This window comes from Pelagicoccus enzymogenes (assembly GCF_014803405.1).
Taxonomy (GTDB): domain Bacteria; phylum Verrucomicrobiota; class Verrucomicrobiia; order Opitutales; family Opitutaceae; genus Pelagicoccus; species Pelagicoccus enzymogenes.
In genome coordinates, this window is sequence record NZ_JACYFG010000038.1 from 213,265 (window position 1) to 233,141 (window position 19,877).

19 protein-coding genes are annotated in these 19,877 nt (G+C 58.9%); 7 read left to right on the forward strand and 12 right to left on the reverse strand.

Annotated elements, in window-relative coordinates; all coding sequences use genetic code 11:
* Positions 1 to 11: 11 nt before the first annotated feature.
* From IEN85_RS15635 to IEN85_RS15675, 9 genes are all read right to left on the reverse strand, one after another.
* Entirely contained in the window at positions 12 to 1,241 is a 1,230-nt protein-coding gene (locus tag IEN85_RS15635; protein ID WP_191618037.1) for an argininosuccinate synthase, read from the reverse strand.
* Between the two features lie 123 nt (positions 1,242 to 1,364).
* Positions 1,365 to 2,309 (reverse strand): ornithine carbamoyltransferase, encoded by a 945-nt coding sequence (gene argF / locus IEN85_RS15640; protein ID WP_191618038.1) that lies wholly within the window; start codon positions 2,307 to 2,309, stop codon positions 1,365 to 1,367.
* A 34-nt stretch (positions 2,310 to 2,343) separates the two neighbouring features.
* Positions 2,344 to 3,570, reverse strand: coding sequence for an aspartate aminotransferase family protein (locus IEN85_RS15645; RefSeq protein ID WP_191618039.1), 1,227 nt, complete (start codon positions 3,568 to 3,570; stop codon positions 2,344 to 2,346).
* A gap of 131 nt (positions 3,571 to 3,701) precedes the next feature.
* Entirely contained in the window at positions 3,702 to 4,580 is an 879-nt protein-coding gene (argB, locus tag IEN85_RS15650; RefSeq protein WP_191618040.1) for an acetylglutamate kinase, read from the reverse strand.
* A 128-nt stretch (positions 4,581 to 4,708) separates the two neighbouring features.
* Positions 4,709 to 5,929 carry a bifunctional glutamate N-acetyltransferase/amino-acid acetyltransferase ArgJ gene (argJ, locus tag IEN85_RS15655; protein ID WP_191618041.1) on the reverse strand — a complete coding sequence of 407 codons (1,221 nt, stop codon included), beginning with the start codon at positions 5,927 to 5,929 and terminating at the stop codon, positions 4,709 to 4,711.
* A gap of 20 nt (positions 5,930 to 5,949) precedes the next feature.
* Positions 5,950 to 6,975 (reverse strand): N-acetyl-gamma-glutamyl-phosphate reductase, encoded by a 1,026-nt coding sequence (gene argC, locus IEN85_RS15660; protein WP_191618042.1) that lies wholly within the window; start codon positions 6,973 to 6,975, stop codon positions 5,950 to 5,952.
* A 164-nt stretch (positions 6,976 to 7,139) separates the two neighbouring features.
* Positions 7,140 to 7,538 (reverse strand): 30S ribosomal protein S9, encoded by a 399-nt coding sequence (rpsI, locus tag IEN85_RS15665; RefSeq protein ID WP_191618043.1) that lies wholly within the window; start codon positions 7,536 to 7,538, stop codon positions 7,140 to 7,142.
* Positions 7,539 to 7,552: 14 nt separating this feature from the next.
* The gene (rplM, locus tag IEN85_RS15670) at positions 7,553 to 7,981 is read right to left on the reverse strand and encodes a 50S ribosomal protein L13 (protein WP_191618044.1); all 429 of its coding nucleotides are present in this window, start codon (positions 7,979 to 7,981) and stop codon (positions 7,553 to 7,555) included.
* A gap of 87 nt (positions 7,982 to 8,068) precedes the next feature.
* Positions 8,069 to 8,743, reverse strand: a complete 675-nt coding sequence (locus tag IEN85_RS15675; protein WP_191618045.1) for a TorF family putative porin — start codon at positions 8,741 to 8,743, stop codon at positions 8,069 to 8,071.
* A gap of 67 nt (positions 8,744 to 8,810) precedes the next feature.
* Here IEN85_RS15675 and IEN85_RS15680 point away from each other — a divergent pair, with 67 nt between their 5' ends.
* Positions 8,811 to 9,179, forward strand: a complete 369-nt coding sequence (locus tag IEN85_RS15680) for a DUF423 domain-containing protein (RefSeq protein WP_191618046.1) — start codon at positions 8,811 to 8,813, stop codon at positions 9,177 to 9,179.
* An 86-nt stretch (positions 9,180 to 9,265) separates the two neighbouring features.
* Complete coding sequence (locus IEN85_RS15685; protein ID WP_191618047.1) at positions 9,266 to 10,693, forward strand: CCA tRNA nucleotidyltransferase; 1,428 nt, start codon at positions 9,266 to 9,268, stop codon at positions 10,691 to 10,693.
* Here IEN85_RS15685 and IEN85_RS15690 read toward each other — a convergent pair.
* Positions 10,683 to 11,954, reverse strand: coding sequence for a RidA family protein (locus IEN85_RS15690; protein WP_191618048.1), 1,272 nt, complete (start codon positions 11,952 to 11,954; stop codon positions 10,683 to 10,685). The genes IEN85_RS15685 and IEN85_RS15690 overlap by 11 nt on opposite strands.
* Positions 11,955 to 12,057: 103 nt before the next feature.
* On the opposite strand from IEN85_RS15690, the gene IEN85_RS15695 reads away from it, so the two are divergent.
* On the forward strand, positions 12,058 to 13,266 hold the full coding sequence (locus IEN85_RS15695; RefSeq protein ID WP_191618049.1) for an FAD-dependent oxidoreductase: 1,209 nt from the start codon (positions 12,058 to 12,060) through the stop codon (positions 13,264 to 13,266).
* A 163-nt stretch (positions 13,267 to 13,429) separates the two neighbouring features.
* Here the strand turns inward: IEN85_RS15695 and IEN85_RS15700 are convergent, their stop codons facing one another.
* Together IEN85_RS15700 and IEN85_RS15705 are read right to left on the reverse strand one after the other, a co-directional pair.
* Positions 13,430 to 14,320 (reverse strand): DMT family transporter, encoded by an 891-nt coding sequence (locus tag IEN85_RS15700; protein ID WP_191618050.1) that lies wholly within the window; start codon positions 14,318 to 14,320, stop codon positions 13,430 to 13,432.
* On the reverse strand, positions 14,307 to 15,146 hold the full coding sequence (locus tag IEN85_RS15705; RefSeq protein ID WP_191618051.1) for a methylated-DNA--[protein]-cysteine S-methyltransferase: 840 nt from the start codon (positions 15,144 to 15,146) through the stop codon (positions 14,307 to 14,309). The genes IEN85_RS15700 and IEN85_RS15705 overlap by 14 nt, the downstream gene beginning before the upstream one ends.
* Positions 15,147 to 15,389: 243 nt before the next feature.
* Between IEN85_RS15705 and IEN85_RS15710 the strand changes: the two genes are divergently transcribed.
* The 4 genes from IEN85_RS15710 to IEN85_RS15725 all read left to right on the forward strand — a co-directional run bounded on the left by IEN85_RS15710 (position 15,390) and on the right by IEN85_RS15725 (position 19,868).
* Positions 15,390 to 17,102 (forward strand): polyamine aminopropyltransferase, encoded by a 1,713-nt coding sequence (locus IEN85_RS15710; protein WP_191618052.1) that lies wholly within the window; start codon positions 15,390 to 15,392, stop codon positions 17,100 to 17,102.
* A 52-nt stretch (positions 17,103 to 17,154) separates the two neighbouring features.
* Complete coding sequence (locus IEN85_RS15715) at positions 17,155 to 18,018, forward strand: hypothetical protein (RefSeq protein WP_191618053.1); 864 nt, start codon at positions 17,155 to 17,157, stop codon at positions 18,016 to 18,018.
* A gap of 22 nt (positions 18,019 to 18,040) precedes the next feature.
* Positions 18,041 to 18,961 carry a DUF350 domain-containing protein gene (locus IEN85_RS15720; RefSeq protein ID WP_191618054.1) on the forward strand — a complete coding sequence of 307 codons (921 nt, stop codon included), beginning with the start codon at positions 18,041 to 18,043 and terminating at the stop codon, positions 18,959 to 18,961.
* Between the two features lie 97 nt (positions 18,962 to 19,058).
* Positions 19,059 to 19,868: a hypothetical protein gene (locus tag IEN85_RS15725; protein WP_191618055.1), complete on the forward strand. Its 810-nt coding sequence runs from the start codon at positions 19,059 to 19,061 to the stop codon at positions 19,866 to 19,868.
* Positions 19,869 to 19,877 lie beyond the last annotated feature (9 nt).

Consider the following 19,877-nt stretch of genomic DNA (forward strand, 5'->3'; position numbering starts at 1 on the left):
CCAGCCTACAACTACTTCTCGATGAACTGGCTTTGCGTCGCGGCGCGAGCGCGCAGGCGCAAGCCTTGCAGGCGGATGAAGCCGGTGGCGTCGTCAGGGTTGTAGGAAGACTGAACGCCTTCCATGGACGCCACGTTTTCGTCGTAGAGCGAGTATGGAGACTTGCGGCCAACCGTGGTGACGTTGCCCTTGTAGAGCTTGAGACGAACGGTGCCGGTAACGCTCTTCTGGCTATTGTCGATGAAGGCCTGCAGTGCCTCGCGCTCGGGAGCGAACCAGAAGCCGTTGTACACGAGCTCGGCGTACTTGGGGATCAAGCTGTCGCGCAAGTGCTCGAGGTCGCGGTCCATGGTGAGCGACTCGACTTGCTTGTGGCCCATCATAATGATGGTGCCGCCTGGCGTCTCGTACACGCCACGGCTCTTCATGCCGACGAAGCGGTTTTCCACGATATCCACGCGGCCGATGCCATGCTTGCCGGCAATCTTGTTGAGCTTGTAGATCGCTTCCGCTGGCGTAACCTTCTCGCCGTCGATGGCGGTACAGTCGCCCTTTTCGAAATCGAGCTCGAGGTACTGGGCTTCGTCCGGCGCGTCCTCGGGATCGACGGTGAGCTTGTACATCTTCTTGTTTTCCGGTGTGGTCGGGTCAAACCAAGGATCTTCCAAGATGCCGGCTTCGTAGGAGATGTGCAGGGAGTTGCGGTCCATCGAGTACGGCTTGGAGGCGGAGGCTTCCACGTTGATGTTGTTGTCCGCGCAGTACTTGATCATCTCCGTGCGGCCAGGGAAGGCCTTGCGGAAAACTTCCATTCTCCAAGGAGAAATGATTTGCAGGTCGGGAGCGAGGGCCGCGTAACCGAGCTCGAAGCGAACCTGGTCGTTGCCCTTGCCGGTGGCGCCGTGAGCGACCGCATCGGCGCCCACCTTGCGAGCGAGCTCGATGTGAGCCTTGGCGATGAGCGGACGGGCGATGGAAGTGCCGAGGTAGTACTGGCCTTCGTAGATGGTGTTCGCACGCAACATCGGGAAGATGTAGTCCTTGGCGAACTCGTCCTTGAGATCGAGAGTGTAGTGGGCGGAAGCGCCAGTGGCCTTCGCCTTTTCCTCGAGACCGTCGAGCTCCTCTTCCTGGCCGACGTCAGCCGCGAAAGTGATGATCTCCGCGTTGTAGTGATCCTTGAGCCAGCGAACGAGGACTGAAGTGTCCAAGCCGCCCGAGTATGCGAGTACGATTTTCATAATGGATAAAGTGGAAATTGTGTGAGTAGTTCTAAACCACAGATTTCACAGATGTACACAGATCATATTCAGAAAATTATCTGAGTAAATCTGTGCTATCTGCGGTCAAAAAAAACATTCAACCTAACGCCGCTTGGCTTCGGCAAGGATAGACATGATGGCCTTCTGGGTGTGGAGACGGTTTTCCGCCTCGTCGAAGATGACGGATTGCGGGCCGTAGAGCACGTCGGCCTGGGCTTCCATGTCCTTGTAGGCCGGAAGGTCGTGCATGAAGAGGGCGTCGGACTTGCCGCGCTTCATGAGGTCCGAGGTCACGGAGTACGGCTTCATCACGCGGATGCGGTCGACCGACTCTTCCTCTTGGCCCATGCTAACCCAAGTGTCGGTGTAGAGCACGTCCGCGTCCTTAGCGGCTTCTTCGGGATCCTTGGTAAAACTCCAGGTCGGCGCGAAACCGCTGTCCGCCAGCGTCTTCTGGATGTCTTCGCCCGGCTCGTAGCCTTCCGGACCGGCCAACACGAGCTCCATGCCGAACATGGCCGCGCCGAGGATCCAGGAGTTGGCGATGTTGTTGGCCGTGTCGCCGAAGTAAGCGAGCTTCTTGCCCTTGAGCGACTCGAGAAAGTTAGTCCCGTCCGCCCAACGCTCCGCCATGGTGAAGGCGTCGGTGAAGATCTGGCAGGGATGCAGGTAGTCGGTCAGGGCGTTGATCACCGGCACGCTGCCGAGCTCCGCCAGCTGCTCGATTTCGGACTGCTCGTAGGTGCGCACGATGAGGCCGTGCACGAAACGCGAAAGCACGTTGGCCGTGTCGTAGATCGATTCGCCGCGACCGAGCTGGATGTCGTTTTTGTTGAGGAAGATCGGATGGCCGCCCAACTCATGGATGCCCACGTCGAAGGAAACTCGCGTACGGGTACTGGACTTGGAGAATATCATGGCCCAAGTCTGGCCCTTGAGGGTCGGAGGCGTGTGGCGACCGCGCCCCTGCTTGAGGGCGTGGGCCAGCGTGAAGACCTCGGCGGCCTGACTGAGAGTAAAATCAGTTTCCTTGAGAAAATGCTGCATGAATAAGTGTTGGTTTTCGGGTATCGGGTAAGGGTTAGACGGCAGCTGCGAATTCAACTGCCCGGGCGGCGACGACTTCCTTGACGATCGCCAGTGCGGCATCGATATCGGCCTTGGTCGCAATGAGCGGCGGCAAGAAACGGATCACGTTTCCACCTGCCGGCGGAACGACCAGTCCAGCGGCCCGGATCTTGGTAACCATCTCGAAAGGCAGTTCCGCGATCTGGATACCGAGCATGTAGCCCTGCCCCCGTACGTCCAAAACGTAGTCGGGAAACTCTGCCTGCAGCGCTTCTAGCTGCTCCAGGAAGTAAGCGCCGTTTTCCGTCACCTTTTGCAGCAGCTTCTCGTCCTCCAAAACAGAGATCGTTTCCAAGGCCGCCGCGCAAATGAGCGGAGTGCCGCCAAAGGTAGTGCCATGGGAACCGGGCCCGAAGAGGGCCGCATGTTTGTCATCCATCCAAACGGCGCCGATAGGTACGCCACCGCCGAGGCCCTTGGCCATGCCGATCGCATCCGGCCGGATGCCTGCCTTCTCGAAAGCGAAGAATGTGCCAGACCGTCCAGCCCCACACTGCACCTCGTCGATGAGCAAGAGGATGCCCTTCTCGTCGCATAGCTTGCGCAAGCCTTGCAGGAACTCCACGGAGCACGGATTGATACCGCCCTCGCCCTGGATCGTTTCCACGAAGATGGCGGAGGTGGAGTCGTCTACTTTGTCGGCAAAAGCCTGCAAGTCGTTGAGCGGAGCTGACTCGAAGCCGGGTACCAAAGGACGGAAGCCGCCTTGGATCTTCTCCTGGGGGGTCGCGCTCATGCCACCAAAGGTCCGTCCATGGAAGGCCCTTTCCGCCACGATCACCTTGAACTGCTTGCCCTCTTCTCCTGACTTCGCCTTGCCGTAGAGACGCGACAGCTTGATCAGCGCTTCATTCGCTTCCGCGCCGCTGTTGCAGAAGAAGACCTTGCCTCCCCCGCCCGCGAGCTGGTTCAGCTTCGCGGCGAGCTGAGCTTGCTTCTCGTTCCGGTAAAGGTTGCTGATATGGATCAGGCTTTCGGCCTGTGATTGGATCGCGGATACAAGTCGTGGGTGACTGTGACCCAAAGTGAGCACTGCGATCCCAGAGCAGAAGTCGATGTACTCCCTATCCGTATCATCCCACACGCGCACACCGCGGCCACGGGTAAACGTGATAGGCGGCAACCCATAGTTGCCGAGTACATTATCCTTATAAAGCTGCTCGGTGTTTTGTGTAGTCATGATGATATATTTAACGTTGGAAAATTATTAAACCACAGATGGCTCAGATTATGGGGGATCCAGTGAAGAGACCTATTAGATTCGATCTGAGAAAATCTGTGTTATCTGTGGTTCGAACTAATCTGCTCAAATCAATGGCAGATTTCGGTGCCGATACCCTTGTCGGTAAAGATTTCGAGGAGGAGACTGTGCGGCAGACGGCCGTCGATGAAGTGCACGCGGTGTACTCCGGCGTCGAGGGCTTTGACCGCGCTCTCAACCTTGGGAAGCATGCCGGCGCTGATGGTTCCGTTTTTCTTGAGCTTATCGACTTGGTTCACCTTCAAAGTAGAAATAAGCGTATCCAAATTCTTGGGATCGGAAAGAAGACCTGGAACGTCGCTCATGTAAACGAGGCGGCGTGCCCGCAAAGCGCTGGCCACGCAAGCTGCCGCAACGTCGGCGTTCACGTTGTAGAGCTGCCCATTGTCATCGATCGCGACTGGCGAGATCACCGGCGTGTAACCGTCCTTGATGGCCTTCTTAATAATCTTAGCCTTCACGGTTGTGATGTTTCCCACGAAGCCAAGATCAACGGGATCGCCATGCACATCCGTGTCCAACTTTTCACATTGCAGCACGTTCTCACCAGGAATGCCGAGCGGGTGATCCTTGCGAACCTGCAACATCTCGCAGACTTCACTATTGACCTGTCCGCTCAAAACATCGCGCACGACCTTGACCGACTCCCCGTCCGTGTAGCGTAGACCGTTTACGAACTTCGTTTCGATACCTTGATCTGCGAGCGCCCGACTGATGGCCTTGCCGCCACCATGAACCACCACCGCATGAATTCCCACTGCGGAGAGAAAAGCGATGTCACCAGCGACTCGGGCCCGGATTTCCGGATCCGGATCGTCCATGAAACTGCCGCCGTATTTAACAACGAAGGTAGAGCCACGGAAGTTCTGCACGTAAGGCAGAGCTTCAACCAATACAGCCGCTTTGGAAATGATTTCCTGCATGTTCATAGATTTAGGATAAAAGGATGATCGGGTTTTGCATTCGATGCCCACGAAGGGCACTAAGTATCACTAAGATACTCTTTTGGTAATATACTAATATTCGTGTCTCTTCGTGAACTTAGCGGGCAAAAAGACTACTCGCTCTTGTTGAAGTCGACGTAGCCTTCCGTTAGGTCGCTGGCACGGAGGCGATAGTTCGCTTCTCCGGCGTGCATGTTGATATGGATGGTGAAGCGTTTGGCGCTCACTACCTCTTTCCACTTAGGTTTGTTTTCAGGTATCGGGGTTCCGGATACGAGGGCTGGCACTTCGCCATAGGAAATGTCGATCCTTTCTGGATCGAACTCGGAATCCGCGTAACCGAGAGCATCCATGAGACGCCCCCAGTTCGGATCGTTTCCAAACCACGAGGTCTTGACCAACAAAGAGTTACCTATGCAGCGAGCAATGCTTTCCGCACCCGCTTCCGTGTCCGCTCCGCTGATGAGAAGCTCCACCACCTTGGTGATACGTTCCCCGTCAGCTACAATCTTGTCAGCCAAGTTATCGCAGATGAGGAAAAGGGCTTCCTTGAAAGCTTCGCGCGTTTCGTCGCAAAGAGCGACGCCGGATTCGCCGTTGGCAAGAACCAACACCGTGTCGTTCGTGCTCATGTCCCCGTCGACTGTGATGGCGTTAAAGGTGTGCTTCACAGCTTCGGAAAGCAGAGTCTTCAACTCCGCGCTCTCGGCAGCAATATCGGTGGTGATGAAGGCCAACATGGTTGCCATGTTGGGCTGAATCATGCCCGCGCCCTTGGCAGAGCCTGCGAGGGTGACGGTCTTGCCGTCTACTTCGAAAGTGGCGGTACAGGTTTTCTTACGCGTATCCGAGGTAAGGATACAGTTCGAAAAACTTTCGCCATCAGTGTCGCCTGCAACGATTCCAGCGCCCGACTTGGCGATGGCTGGAGAAATGCGATCCATCGGCAGCAAATCCCCGATCCGCCCCGTCGAGCAAACGAGGAAACTGTTCGCTGCGACTTCGCAAGCGGTAGCCGCTTGATCCGCCATGGCCTTGGCGTCGATCTTACCTTGTTCGCCGGTACAGGCGTTGGCATTGCCACTGTTGGCTATGATTCCATGGATTGCCTTACTGGAGCTCAACACGCTTTCGCAGAGCAGCACCGGAGCAGCCTTGACCCGGTTTTTGGTGAAGACACCGGCTGCGGCACAGGGAGTCTTTGAAAAAACAATTCCTGTATCCAACCGGTCATTACCTTTTCGTCGTATGTCAGCTGAAACTCCATTGGCAAAGAACCCTTTGGGGTCCGTTACTCCTGCGGTGTTAGGCGTGAAGTTAATTTCGTGTGACATAAAAAGTATTCGCTTGGATTCTAGATAAGTCCGGTCGTTTCGTCCCAGCCTTGCCAGAGGTTGAGAATCTGGATGGCTTGGCCGCTGGCGCCCTTGACGAGGTTGTCTTCTGCCGAAGTTATGACGAAGTTGCCAGTCCGATCGTCTTTGACCGCTGAAATATCTACCCGATTGGTACCTACCACATACTTGGTTTCGGGCCGCGTATCAGCTGGAAGGATACAGACGAAGGGCTTGTCCGCATAGGCCTTCTTCCACTCGGCATAAAGCTGCTCGATGGTGGAGCCGTTCGAGGGTACGGTAATGGTGGTGGCGATGCCCCGATTCATGGGCGCGAGGTGCGGGTTGAACTGGATGATCACCTTGTCGCCTGCCGCAGCGCTGAGTTGCTCCTCAATTTCCGAAAGGTGCCGGTGCTTGGGCACTCCGTAAGCCTTGGAGCTTTCATTCACTTCGCAGAAAGAGAAGGCTTCCTTGCTCTGCTTGCCCGCGCCGCTGGTTCCGCTGTAGGAGTTGGCCACGATGTGCTCTTGGCTAACGATGCCCGCTTTCACGAGCGGAAGCAGCGGGATCAAGATGCTGGTCGGATAACAACCTGGGCAGGCGAAAAGGTCTTTTTCTTTCCACGACGCATCGGAAAGTTCAGGCATCACGTATTGGGACCGGCTGAGCAGCTCCACATCCGGGTGGGCCGCGCCATAAAATTCTTCGTAAGTCGCGGGATCGGCGATGCGGAAGTCGGCGCTGAGGTCGATGACCTTCTTGCCCGCGTCTACCAAGTGCCGCGCATACTCGGCGGCGGCTCCGTGCGGAAGGGCGAGGAAGGCGACGTCGATGTCTTCCCGAGCCGCCAATTCAGCGGGATCGGAGTTTTCGAAGAGCATGTCGTCGAGCACTCCCCGCATAGCAGGGATGACGGAGCTGACCGGTTGGCCGGCTTTGCTCCGCGAGGTGACGGCCTTGAGCGTCACCTTCGGGTGAGCTGCGAGGAGTTTGACTAGGATTTCTCCTCCGTATCCGGAGGCGCCTACGATGGCTGCGTTCATTGATAGAAAAAGTTGGATACAGGAAGGCCGTCTAGCGGTAGCGGTCGCTTCCTACGGGAAAATGAATTGTGAGAGAAAAGGCAAAAGTGCCTGAGTTGAGAATAGAAGAAGCCCTCATGGCGCGAACCAGTGAGGGCTTCCGAAAAATTCTGCTGATAAGCGGATTAACGCTTGGAGAACTGGAACTTCTTACGTGCCCCTGGCTGACCGGCCTTCTTACGTTCCTTCATGCGTGGGTCGCGAGTGAGCAAACCAGCTTGCTTGAGTGGGGAACGGAGCTCGCCGTCGAGCTTGAGGAGGGCGCGAGCGATACCGAGGGAGATTGCGCCAGCTTGTCCGCTGTCGCCGCCACCTTGTACCTTAGCGATGATGTCGACCTTGTCCTTGAGCTCAGCAGTTGCGAGCGGGGAGAGGGCGATGCGCTTGAAGTTGTCGTGCGAGAAAAAGGCTTCGCTTTCCTTGCCGTTCACTACGATCTTGCCGGTTCCTTCTTGGAGACGAACGCGAGCAACAGCAGTTTTACGACGGCCAGTGCCTAGAAATACGTTTGATTCAACGGACATGTGTTAAGAGCGGTTTAGAGGGAAATTGCCTCTGGGTTTTGTGCTTCGTGTGGGTGCGACTCGCCAGCGTATACCTTGAGCTTGGTGAGCATCTTGCGAGCGAGGCGGTTCTTTGGGAGCATACCCTTGACTGCGTGCTTGACGACGAAGTCTGGCTGACGCTCTTGCATCTGCGCGACGCTGAGGCGCTTTTCTCCACCGACGTAACCACTGTAGAACATGTATTGCTTCTGCTCTTCCTTCTTACCAGTGAGGGCGATCTTGTCGGCGTTGATCACGACAACGAAGTCACCTGTGTCCACGTGAGGAGTGTAGGTCGGCTTGTTGCGGCCACGTAGAATGTTTGCGATCTTCACAGACAGACGTCCGAGTACCTGATCCTTGGCGTCGATCACGTACCAGTTGCGTTGTACTGTTTCCTGTTTGGCTAGAAATGTTTTCATCGGATTTCGAGAAAAAGAGCAAAACACCTAGCCTGCGCCGGAGCCTTGTCAATGGTTTACTGAATTAATTTTGCTCCCTTCCGCAGGCTAAAATCGGAGCTGAAAGGAGGCGCTTCCGTATAAGTTGCTGTCAGGGACGCCCAAGCCGAAGTCGTTGTCGTCGTAGTGCAGCCCCAAGGAAAGCGACGAGGACCGACTCAGCTCGACTGGGTAGACAAGGTCCACCCCAAAATAACGGTAGTCCCGATTTGCGTCCGAATAGCCAAGCCTTCCCGTGGCCTCGAAGGGAAAACCTTCCAAGGGCACCGCCACCGTAGCCGCGGCCTCCACGAACAGCTCCCGCGTATCGAAGTCCTTGTATATATATATTGAGGGAGAGACCGTTCCCAATTCCCCGAAGAGCCCTAGATAGACTTCGTCTGTACCGGCCCTGCCGGAATGCTCATGGCGGATTCCTCCGAAATCGAGCCCCCATTTGTCTGCTACCGGCCAGCCATAACCCGCGTACAAGTCAACTTCGTCGCCGTAGAAGTTAGGGCTGCCTTTCTTTTCCAAAGGCAAGGCCGCCCAAGCCCCCACATAAAAACCGCCTTCCGCGTACTCGATGGAGGGAAACCAAGTCAGGTCCGCCGCCTTGATGCCTCGATCCAGGTAAGCGCTCTGCACCTTCACTTCCGTGGAAAATTCTCCCCCGAAGGCTCCCGCGCAAACGAAGGGCAGCATGGTTAGGCAGAGACGGGAAAGGAGGCGATCGGCTTTCATTCGGAGAAAATAGGTTTGGGCTACGGGTCCTAAGGAATCAATGTCGCCCGGAACAGCAAGTATTCGCATGTCCCAGCCCGCCAAATTCCGTCTCAACCTTTCCGCACTCATCGCCGCCGCCGGCATCGGCCTCGGAGCCTTCGGCGCCCACGGCCTCAAGTCCCAGCTCGCCGCCAACGACAGCGTCAGCGCCTGGGAAACCGCCGTGCTCTACCACCTGGTCCACGCCGTCGCCCTCTTCGCCCTCGCCCTGCACGCCGACAAGCTGGCCGGCAAATGGGCCTACCGCCTCTGGGCCGTAGGTATCCTGCTCTTCTCCGGATCCCTCTACGCCCTCGCCCTCACCAAATGGAGCCTGCTCGGCCCCATCACCCCCCTAGGCGGCGTCGCCTTCATCGCCGGCTGGATCACGCTCATCTTCGAGAGCCGCAAGTAATTTCCCGTGGGAAGCGGCCTTGTGCCGCGATTTCCATTTACTGAATCCCTTCGCGGCACAAGGCCGCTTCCTACCTTCTCCCACCCATGCAACCTGTCCGCCAGCCCCTCGCCCTCGAGCTCCCCGCTCCGCTCAAGCAAGCCCTGCTCGCCCTCGAAGCCGCCGGCGGGACCTGCCGCATCGTGGGCGGATCCGTGCGCGACGCCCTCCTCGGAATCGCCCCTAAGGACTTCGACGTGGAAGTCTACGGCCTCGACCTGGAAACCATCGCCAGCGCCCTCGCGAAGCTGGGCCGCACCGACCTCGTGGGCAAAGCCTTCGCGGTGGTCAAGCTCTGGACCCATGGCGAGGAATACGACTTCGCCATTCCCCGCCGCGAATCCAAATCCGGTTCCGGCCACCGCGGTTTCGTCATCGAAGCCGACGCCCATCTCAGCGAGGAGGAAGCCCTCAAGCGCCGCGACTTCACCATCAACGCCCTCCTCTACGACCACACGAGCGGCGAAGTCATCGACTACTTTGGCGGCCTAGCCGACCTGCAATCCCGCACCCTTCGCCACGTCAGCCCGGCCTTCAAGGAAGACCCGCTGCGCGTGCTGCGCGGCATGCAGTTCGCCGGCCGCTTCCAGATGGAGCTGCACGAGGAAACCGCGACCCTCTGCCAAGAGATCGGCCACGAGTTCTGGACCCTTGCCAAAGAGCGCATCTGGACCGAGTGGGAAAAATGGGCCCGCCGCTCCACCTCCCTCTCCCACGGCATGCGCGCCCTCGAAAAAAGCGGCTGGATCCGCTACTTCCCCCAGCTCAACGCCCTGCGCAACCTTCCCCAGGACCCCGAATGGCACCCGGAGGGCGACACCTGGACCCACACCCTCCACTGCCTCGACGCCCTCCAACGCGAAACCGACTGGAACAGCCTCCCCGAAAGCGAACGCGGTCCCCTCGCCTTCGGCACCCTCTGCCACGACCTCGGCAAGGCCCGCTGCACCCGCTGGGCCGAAAAACGAGGAGACATGCACTGGATCAGTCCCGGCCACGAAACCCAAAGCATCTGGCTGGCCGAGCAATTCTTCAACGCCATGCGAGCCCCCCACGAAATCCGCGACAAGGTCATGGGACTCGTCGGAAACCACCACTTTTTGAATACCGCCCCGGAAGGCGGACACAGCGACGCCTCCCTGCGCCGTCTTGCAAAACGCCTCACTCCCGCCACCACCCACGAGCTGGTCTACGTCATGGTAGCCGACCACCGAGGCCGTCCGCCCCTCATCTCCGAGGCCCAAGACTTGCGTATCGCTGAATTCAAGAAACGTATCCAAGAACTGGATCTCGAAAGCCACGCGCCCTTGCCCCTATTGCTCGGCCGCCACCTCATCGATCGCGGTCTCAAGCCCAGCCCGGACTTCAAGAGGATTCTCGACCGAGCCTACGAAGCCCAACTCGACGGAGCCTTCACTGACGAATCAACCGCCCTTGCCTGGCTCGTCGAAAACTGGTCAGCTCTCAATAGCTAACCCCTAAGGCTTCGATCTCGATCAAAGCTCCCGCCGGCAACTCCTCGATCGGAAAAGCCGTGCGCACTGGCTTGTCAGGATTCAACTTGGAGTGATCGAAAAAGCGGCGATACGCCTTGTTCCACTCGCCAAACTCCGCGCGAAAACTGTCCTGAATATTCAAATACGCCCGCAGCTGCATCACGTCCGGATAATCCAAGCCCACCTCGCCTAGTCGCGACTCCAAAGTCAGCAGCGACTGCATGGCTTGCTTGTAAATATCCGTCTCATTGCGATCGATCACGCCCGCAAACCAAGTCAGTTTCGCATCCCGGGCCACCGCTACGGAGCGGCTGAGAAAGGAGCTCTCCGAACCCTCGCGCCAAGCCGGTCCCCTCGCCGCATCCTCCGCGCCCGGATCCTCAGGAACGAAGGGCCCCATGGCATCGGGAAAGGCTGCGTAAAACTCAACCTCCACGATCCTTCCTGTGGAGGAAAAACCGGGAGCCGAGAAAACGCTCAAAGGCGGCGCCTCAGACGAAGCCGTTTCCCAAAACGATGCCCAGCCTTCGTCGAAGCCGGCAAAATCTGTGGCCATGCCCCCTTCTTCAACTTCCTCCGGACTCAGCATAGCCCGCACGAAAACCAAGTCCGACCGGCCCAAGCCCCAACTACGCAGCACTGCGTCCAGCTTGGAAAGCACCGAGCTCGTCTGTTGCTCCATGGAACCAAAGCCTGCGCTTTCGCCCTGCAACGAGTCCGCCAAAACGCCCGAGGTGATGAGCAAGCTCGAGTACGGCCGCACCGCTCGCAACGCTCCAGCCGATTCCCCCGAGAAATAGATCCGCCCGTTCGCCCACGACTCGTCCAACGCTGCCACCGCTTCCGGCGCCGCAGCTACCACCGCATCGAGAGCCAGCAAGGCCTCGTCCGGCAAGTCCGTCACGCCGATGGTCGTACGCGTCGGAGCATGCTCGTTCGCCGCAAAGGCCTCGCTGAAAGCGCCCGACCACAGCCCCGTCGCGTCCCCCATTTCTTCGCCTTTTTCAGATCGCAAGTAACCCCGCACGTTCACCACCGATTCCATGGAAAGCCCGGCTGCCGCCAAGTCATCCGCCAAGTCTGCGAAAGCGTCCGCAGCAGCTTTGCCCAAATCATCGCCACCACTCGTGTATGATTTCGTGAATACAAGCGTCGCCAGCGGATCCACCGTCGCCGCGGAACTGTAGGCCGCCCCTTCGAGCGGTGTAATCTTGAACACTTCCTTCGATAAAAGCGTCATCGAAGGCACGAAAAGGCAGGCTGCAAGGAGCAATTTACGCATAGCGCCGCCCCAGCAATTAGGGTGCCACCAATGGCGCAGCCTCTGCTCAGGCGCGCTCAAGATGTCTAGTAACTTTAAACGCAGGGAATTCCTGCGCCTCGCCGGCTTGGGTCTTGGCCTCGGCATGACCCGAACTCTCGCCCACGCAGCGGACGAAACCGAAGTCCACAGCCTTCCCCGTCCGCATACCAGCTACCCGCAATTTGGGCGGCTGCCCTTGGTCCGCGCTTCCCAGGATCGCATCGTCAAGGAGACCGTCGGCCTACGTCCCTTCCGCGAGAGCGGACCCAATCTCAGCCACGAAAAAATCGGCGACAAAAGCGTCTTCCACAACTACGGCCACGGCGGTTCCGGCTGGTCGCTTTCCTGGGGAACCAGCTCCCAAGTCACCACCGAAGCCCTCTCGACCGGGGCCGCGAACTTCGCCGTCGTCGGCTGCGGCGCGGTGGGACTCACTTCCGCCATCCTGCTGCAACGGGCGGGCAAGGAAGTCACCATCTACTGCAAGGAACGCCACCCGAACATCACCTCCAGCGTGGCCACCGGAGTCTGGTCGCCCGACTCCCGCATTTGCCTCAAGGACCACGCCACCGAAAGCTTCGCGGACTGGTGGAACACCACTTGCCGCACCTCCTTCAAGTTCTACCAAAGCTTCCTCGGCCTGCCCGGCTCGCCCATCGAGTGGGTCGATTCCTACGCCGTCTCCAACACACCCTGGGATGCCGAACGCCCCAAAGATCCCAACGACACCCAGCCCGAGTACGGCCACTTCCGCGACTACGTGAAGGACCTCACGCCTCGCTTTGTAGACCTCGATAGAAGCGAGAATCCCTTCCGCGAGCCTTACGCCCGCAAAGGCTCCCGCATGATTTTCAACATCTCAGCCTACCACCAAACCCTCCTGCGGGAGTTCACCAGCCTCGGCGGACGTATCGTCACCCGCGACTTCCAAAGCCCTTCCCAGTTCCAAGAGCTGCCCGAGCCCGTCATCGTCAACGCCACCGGCCTCGGCTCCCAGAAGCTTTTTGGCGACAAGCAAATGCACCCCGTGCGCGGCCAGCTCACCGTACTCATCCCGCAACCCGAACTCAACTACAGCTTTTCCAACAACGACGCCTACGTCATCCCGCGCCGCGACGGCGTGGTCATCGGCTCAAGCAAAAACGGCATCATCGACTCCACAAATCTGAGCGTCGACCCCCGGCAAAGCTTCGACGCCGTAGCCGCCATCGCCCGCTCCATGACCCAATCCAAAATCGCCAAAGGCTGAAAGGTGGCGCGGCTTCTCCGAAGACGCCTTACCGGAAATTGGAAGTGTGATGTGTTAGCCACAAAAAGGCACAAAAACTCCTCCACTGCTTCCTGCCTTATAAGGCAGGTTTTCAGAACCCGATTCTTTGCGCCTTTTTGTGGCCAAAAAACCCACTTCGCCCTCAAGCCACCTTCACGCGCCGCCGCCCAAACCTTGGCACGATACCCAGGGTGAAGGCCGTGCCCGCCAAGGTCACCAACATGCCCGCCACCACCCGTGGCGACAGCGTTTCACCCAAAAACAGCGCTCCCCAGAGAATGGCGAAGCCCGGCACCATGAAGGTCACCGTCGAGGCGTTGGTCGCCCCCGTGCGAGCAATCACGTCGAAAAAGATCACGTAAGCCAGCGCCGTGCAAAAGACGCCCAAAGCCACCCCGCACCCCCACTCCAGCCAGCTCGGGTTCACCTCCGGCCACAGAGCTAAGCCCAAGGGCAGCAACACCAAAGTCCCGCTCACCATGCTGCCAGCCGAAGTCACCAGAGCCGGAACATCCGTCAAGAAGCGACGCGAGTAGTGTACCGAAATCCCGTAGGACAGGGTCGCCAGCAATCCCGCCGCGATCGCCCAGCCCGCGCCGCCCGCCGTGAAGCTCAACTTACCCCACACCAGTATCAAAACTCCCAATACGCCGATAAAAAGTCCCAGCACCTGAATCCGCTTGAGCGGAATCTTCAGCCAAACCGCTCCCACGCTCGCCGCAAACAAGGGAGTCGTCGCGTTGATCAGCGAGGTGAACCCCGCCTCCAAGCTCAAGGTCGCGAAGGCGATCAAACTGAACGGCACCGCCGTGCTGAGCAAGCCCACCACCGCCAAGTGCTTGGCATGCTCGCGCAGCCCCGCCCTCACGCTCGCCCTCATAAAAAACGGGGCAAAACAAAGCAGAGCCGTGCCCACCCGAATCAACATCAGGGGGATCGGCCCAAACGCAGGAGCCGCCACCCGCATAAACAGGAAAGACGCGCCCCAGACCGCCGACAGCCCAAACAGCTTCGCTAGGTCAGCAACTTGCATGACTCCTCTCTCTCATCCCATTTTCCCAAGCAATAATCGCGCGTTTTCGGTCCCGTCCCCAACGATAGTTTCCGATCACTCCTGTCTCCCGGATCACCCGGTGGCAAGGAATCAAAAATGCCAGCTCGTTGCGTCCCACCGCCGTGCCCACCGCCCGACTCGCTTCCGGCTTGCCAATCGCTGCCGCCAGCTGACCGTAGCTCACCAGCGAACCCGCCGGAACCTGTATCAAAGCCTGCCATACACGCACCTGAAAGTCCGTACCCCGCACCAAAGCCCGCAAGCCCTTGCCCGGCTCCCCCGAAAAAACGCCCGCCAACAATTCCGCCGCCCTCTCGTCATCCTTCGCCAGCGCGGCAGCCGGCCATTCCCCTCGGATCTTCTCCCAAGCCACTTCACGATCGCCACCTTCCAAGAAAGACAAATGGCAAATCCCCCGCGGACTCTCCGCCACACAGGCCTCGCCAAAAGGCGTATCCGCGAAGCCAACGCGGATTTCCCACTCCGCGCCACCCGACTTGATTTCACCCGGCGTCGCTCCCTCCAACTTCACGCAAAGATCGTGCAATCGCCCCGGCCCCGAAAGCCCCACCTCCAGCGACGTATCCAAAACGCTCCTACCTTCCCGCAAAAGCTCCCGCGCCTTAGCCGCCGTCAGGCACTGCAAGAAATCCTTGGGCGTAATGGAGGCCCAACTGGAAAACAGGCGATGCAAGTGATGCGGACTCATCCCCATGAACGACGCCAAGTCCTGCAGGCTCGGCTGCTCCCCTTGAAACTGGTCAAGGTAGCGGATCATTTTGGCGATACGTTCGTAGTCGGACATAGGCGGAACCATAGCGCTCTACGAAGCAACCGCCCACCCGATTCTTGCGGAAAATCTGTAGGAGCGAGCTTGCTCGCGATTCAACCCCATCTATCGCGAGCAAGCTCGCTCCTACAAGAGCCCCCCCCCTCAAATATCCTGTAACCCCACCCCCGCCTCGCGGGAACCCAAGCCCACAAATACTCGACAAAACCGCGACGCTCGCGTGAAAAGACTGGGTCTCCCTCCTCGGCCCACTCATCGATGAAACCCGCTTCGAACTCCTCCGCCAACCCATCGCCCGCCCACTCCGGCACCGTACCCACGCTCGTGATCGGACTCGTCATGTTCATCATGGGCGGCTGCGGCATGGCCTACGAGTACACCCTCAGCAAGCTGGCCTCCGACATTCTCGGCAACTCCGTGCAGCAATGGGCCATCGTCATCGCCGTCATGCTCTTCTGCATGGGACTCGGGGCCGAAATCCAACGTTACATCTCCGACCGCAAGGTGGTCGACGTGCTCGCCTACAGCCAAATCGCTCTCGCGGTGCTAGGCGGCTTCGGACCGCTGGCCATGCTGCACGTCTTCAGCGCCTTCCCCTCCCACTTCATCCTCACCCAATACGCTCTCGTCAGCGCCATCGGCATCCTCGTCGGCTTCGAGATCCCCCTGCTCACCCGCATCAACGAGCAATTCTCCGCCGACGTGCGCAGCAATCTCGCCCGCATCCTCAAGATGGACTACATCGGCGCCCTCATCGGCGCCCTGGTCTGGGTTTTCTTCCTCTTCCGCTACTTCTCCATGGTGCAAACCAGCCTCCTGCTGGCCCTCACCACCCTCGCCTCCGCCCTGCTCTTCATCGTCACCTTCAAGAAACGCTCCCGCAACAGCGGACGTGTCATCGCCGCCGCCTGCGTGACGATGGTTCTCGTCAGCCTCGGATTCGCTTTCGAGCGCGACTGGACCGAGTCCGCCGAGCAACGCCTCTACCGCGACCGTATCATCTTTTCGGAGACGAGCAAATACCAGCACGTGGTGCTCACCGAGAGCCGCGACGGCTCCGTTTCCTGCTACATCAACGGCCACCTCCAGTTCGACGGGCGCGACGAGCACATCTACCACGAGATGCTGGTACACCCCGCCATGAGCATCGCCCCGCGACGCGAACGCGTGCTCATCCTCGGCGGCGGCGACGGACTGGCCCTGCGGGAAGTGCTCAAGTACGACGAGGTCGAAACCGTCACCCTCGTCGACCTCGATCCCGTCATGACCGAGCTCGCCCAAAACAACGAGCACTTCATCCGCCTCAACAACGACAGCCTGCGCGACGCCCGCGTACAGTCGCTGGAGAACTTCGCCATCGAGCCCACCTCAGAACACCTGCAAATCAACGTGACCGGTCGCGGCGCCCTCAGCCAATCCGTCGACCAAGAGCTGCCTCTCGTCACCGTGCTCAATGTCGACGCCGCCGCTTTCGTCGCCCAAGCCCCCGGTCGCTACGACGTCATCATCGTCGACTTCCCCGACCCCAACTCCGTGGAGCTAGCGAAGCTCTACAGCCAGCACTTCTACGGCTTCCTGCGCCAAAAGCTCAGCGCCGACGGGATCTTCGTGCAGCAGTCCACCTCTCCTTACCATGCCAAGGAAGCCTTCCTCTGTATTGGCCGAACGATTACATCCGCTGGCTTCGCTGCCGTGCCCTACCACGAAAACGTCCCTTCCTTCGGCGAATGGGGATGGTGGATCGGCGGCAGCGAGACCCTCTACAGCGAAGCCAAGCTACGCAACACCCTCGCAAACATACCCGACTTGACTGCAGAGACTCGCTATCTTACACCCGAAATGGTCCGATCCTCCCTCCAGTTCGGCAAATCCCAACTCGAAACCAACCAAACCGAGATCAGCACGATCACTCACCCGCGCATCTACAACTACTATCTAGAAGCTTGGAAACACACCCGCGGCATCCTCTAGAAGCGCCCGCTTCTCCGACGCCCCACGGCCACCATAACCCCTCTCTTTTCCTATGAACTCACTGTTACAAATCGGAGTCGGAGCCTTTATCCTGCTCGTCCTCTTCTCCTCCATGAGGAGCTGTTCCTCCTCTTCCCGCTACGGCGACACCTACAACGTGTCCGTGCAACAGATCGCCGGAGCCGACGCCGCCAGCGGACTCGACCTGCAAGCCGTAGGCTCCCTCGTCAAGCAGGCTAAAACCGGCGAGGAATTCGAGCGACTCCTCAATACTCCCAGCGTCGGCGTCAACAACCTCGACCTCGACGAGGACGGCGCCGTCGACTACATCAAGGTCACCGAGTACGGTTCCGGCAACGTCAAGGGCTTCTCCCTTACCGTCGACCTTGCCAACGACCAAACCCAGGAGGTCGCCACCATCGAGATCGAGAAAACCGCCGACGGCCGGACCAATGTGCAAACCCACGGCAACCGCAACATCTACGGAGCCAACCACTACTACCACAGCAGCTTCGGCCTCACCGACTTCCTCCTGCTCAGCTGGCTCTTCAACAGCAACCGCCCCTACTACAGCTCACCCTGGGGCTACAACTCCTACCCCAGCTACTACGGCCGCTACTCGCCCAGCAGCTACGACAACTACCGCCAGCGCACCCGCAACGTCACCAGCAGCTCAACTTGGAGCTCGTCCAACACTTCCACCGTAAGCTCCACCGCCACTTCCCCCAACGCCGGCAAGACGGCCGACAACATCAAGGCCCCGCTCAAGAGCCCCACCTCTTCCCAAAAAAGTTTCCAGGCGCGCAACCCTTCCAAGACGGTGCGCAGCGGCGGCTTCGGGCGCACTAGCACCTCCACCTCCTCGCCGAGCGTCAAGCGAACCACCTCCTCCAGCTTCCGCAGCGGCGGCAAATAGAACCCTTTCCTGAATCAGAAAAATGGATACCATCACACTCAGCGACTTTTTCGGGATTGAGGACGCCACAGCCCTGCTCGATCCCTCATCCTTCGTCTTCCTCGCCCTTTCCATCCTCATTCTCTGGATCGGGAAGATGGTGAACGACTTCTGCACACCCTACTCCCTCGGAGAAGAGCTCACCTCAAAGGACAACAAAGCCATCGCCGTATCCTTTTCTGGATACATGCTGGCAATCAGCATCATTCTCTGGGGCGTGCTTCGTCAGGACATTCCAGTAGAAGACTTGCCAAATGTGAACCCCGGCAAGCGACTCTTCCTGCGCGACATCGGCGCCACCTTGCTCTGGTCCCTCTTCGGCATCGCCCTCCTTCAAGTCGCTCGCATCATCAACGACAAGGTCTTGCTACGTCGTTTCAGCAACGTGAAGGAGCTGGTCGAGGACCAAAACATTGGCACCGGCACCGTGCAAGCGGGCGCCTACATCGGCTCCGCCTTCATGATCCAAGCCGCCACCTACGGCGAGACCTCCGGCAGCCTCGTACGCGACATCCTCGTCACCCTCGCCTACTTCGTCGTTTCCCAGCTCGCCTTCGTCCTCTTCGCCATGGTCTACCAAAAGCTCAGCGCCTACGACCTGCACGACGAAATCGAACGCGACAACGCCGCCGCCGGCCTTGGCTTCGGCATCACGCTCTCCGCAGTGGGCATTATCCTGTCGAGCTACATCGTATCCAGCAGCTCGATACTCGGCCTCGCGCTTTGGTTCGTGATCTGCGTCTTCCTCTTGTCCGTTTGCCGCTTCGCCATCGACCGCTTCATCCTTCCCGGATCCCCGCTCGACGACGAAATTTCCAAGGACCGCAATTGGGGCGCCGCTCTCATCGAAGGAGCCGCCGCCATCGGCCTCGCCCTCATCCTGAGCACCCTTTTCCACTCGTAAAACCTGTAGGGCTGTCGCTTGCGACACGCCGCGTCTCTCTAACTCCTAGTTCCGGCAACGCTGCATGACGCAAGCGCCAGCCCTACAAACAAGAAGAATGTCACCAGAACCCAACTACACCGTTAGCGACCTGCAGAAGCAGCAATTCGCCGGCATCTACCTTCTGGAGTACATGATCAACGCTCCTAAGGTCTTCCAGCTCATGTTGGAGGACGGCGAGGAAGACCTCGAGTCCATCCTCGAGTGGTTGCTCGTGCGCGACCTCATCGAAATCAAGGAGGAGGAACGCTACGCTCCCACGCAAAAGGGCCGCAAAGCCCTAGAGAAATTCATGGCCCGTTACTCGGACTTTCTCAGCTTCTTCGATGTATTTTGCGCGGTCGACCTCGGAGCCGGAGAATTCGCCTTCGCCAGCTACTACGAATTCCAAAATCCCGAGCAGTGGAAAGGCTTCCTCGCCGACGAGCGTTGGGAAGACCTGCGTATTGCCGTGGCAGCCTACAAGGGCATCGATCCGGTAGAAATCGTCTTCATGAGCTTTCTCAACGAAGGCCGCTTCGGCCGCAGCGAAACCGGCTGGGAGTTCGACCTCCTTCTCGGCAGCGTCTGGGACGAGATCCTCAACATCTGCAACAGCGCCCTGCACGCCGACCAGCTCGGCTACGAGGACGATCAAGGCGAAGTTCCCGGCGAGGCGGTCCTGCAAGACGTCATCGCCCAAGGCCTCAACCTCATCGAGCAGCTCCACCAGCACGGCCGCCCGTACTCCGAGCAAATCAAGCACGCCGTCTCCGACGGCCCCAGCGCCGCCACCGTGGAAGCCGTCGAGCTCCTCAAGAAACGCTCCAACGACTTCGACAATTCCCCCACTCCCCCCAAGCGCTGGCAAGACGACTGGGAACTGTAGGAAGAAATA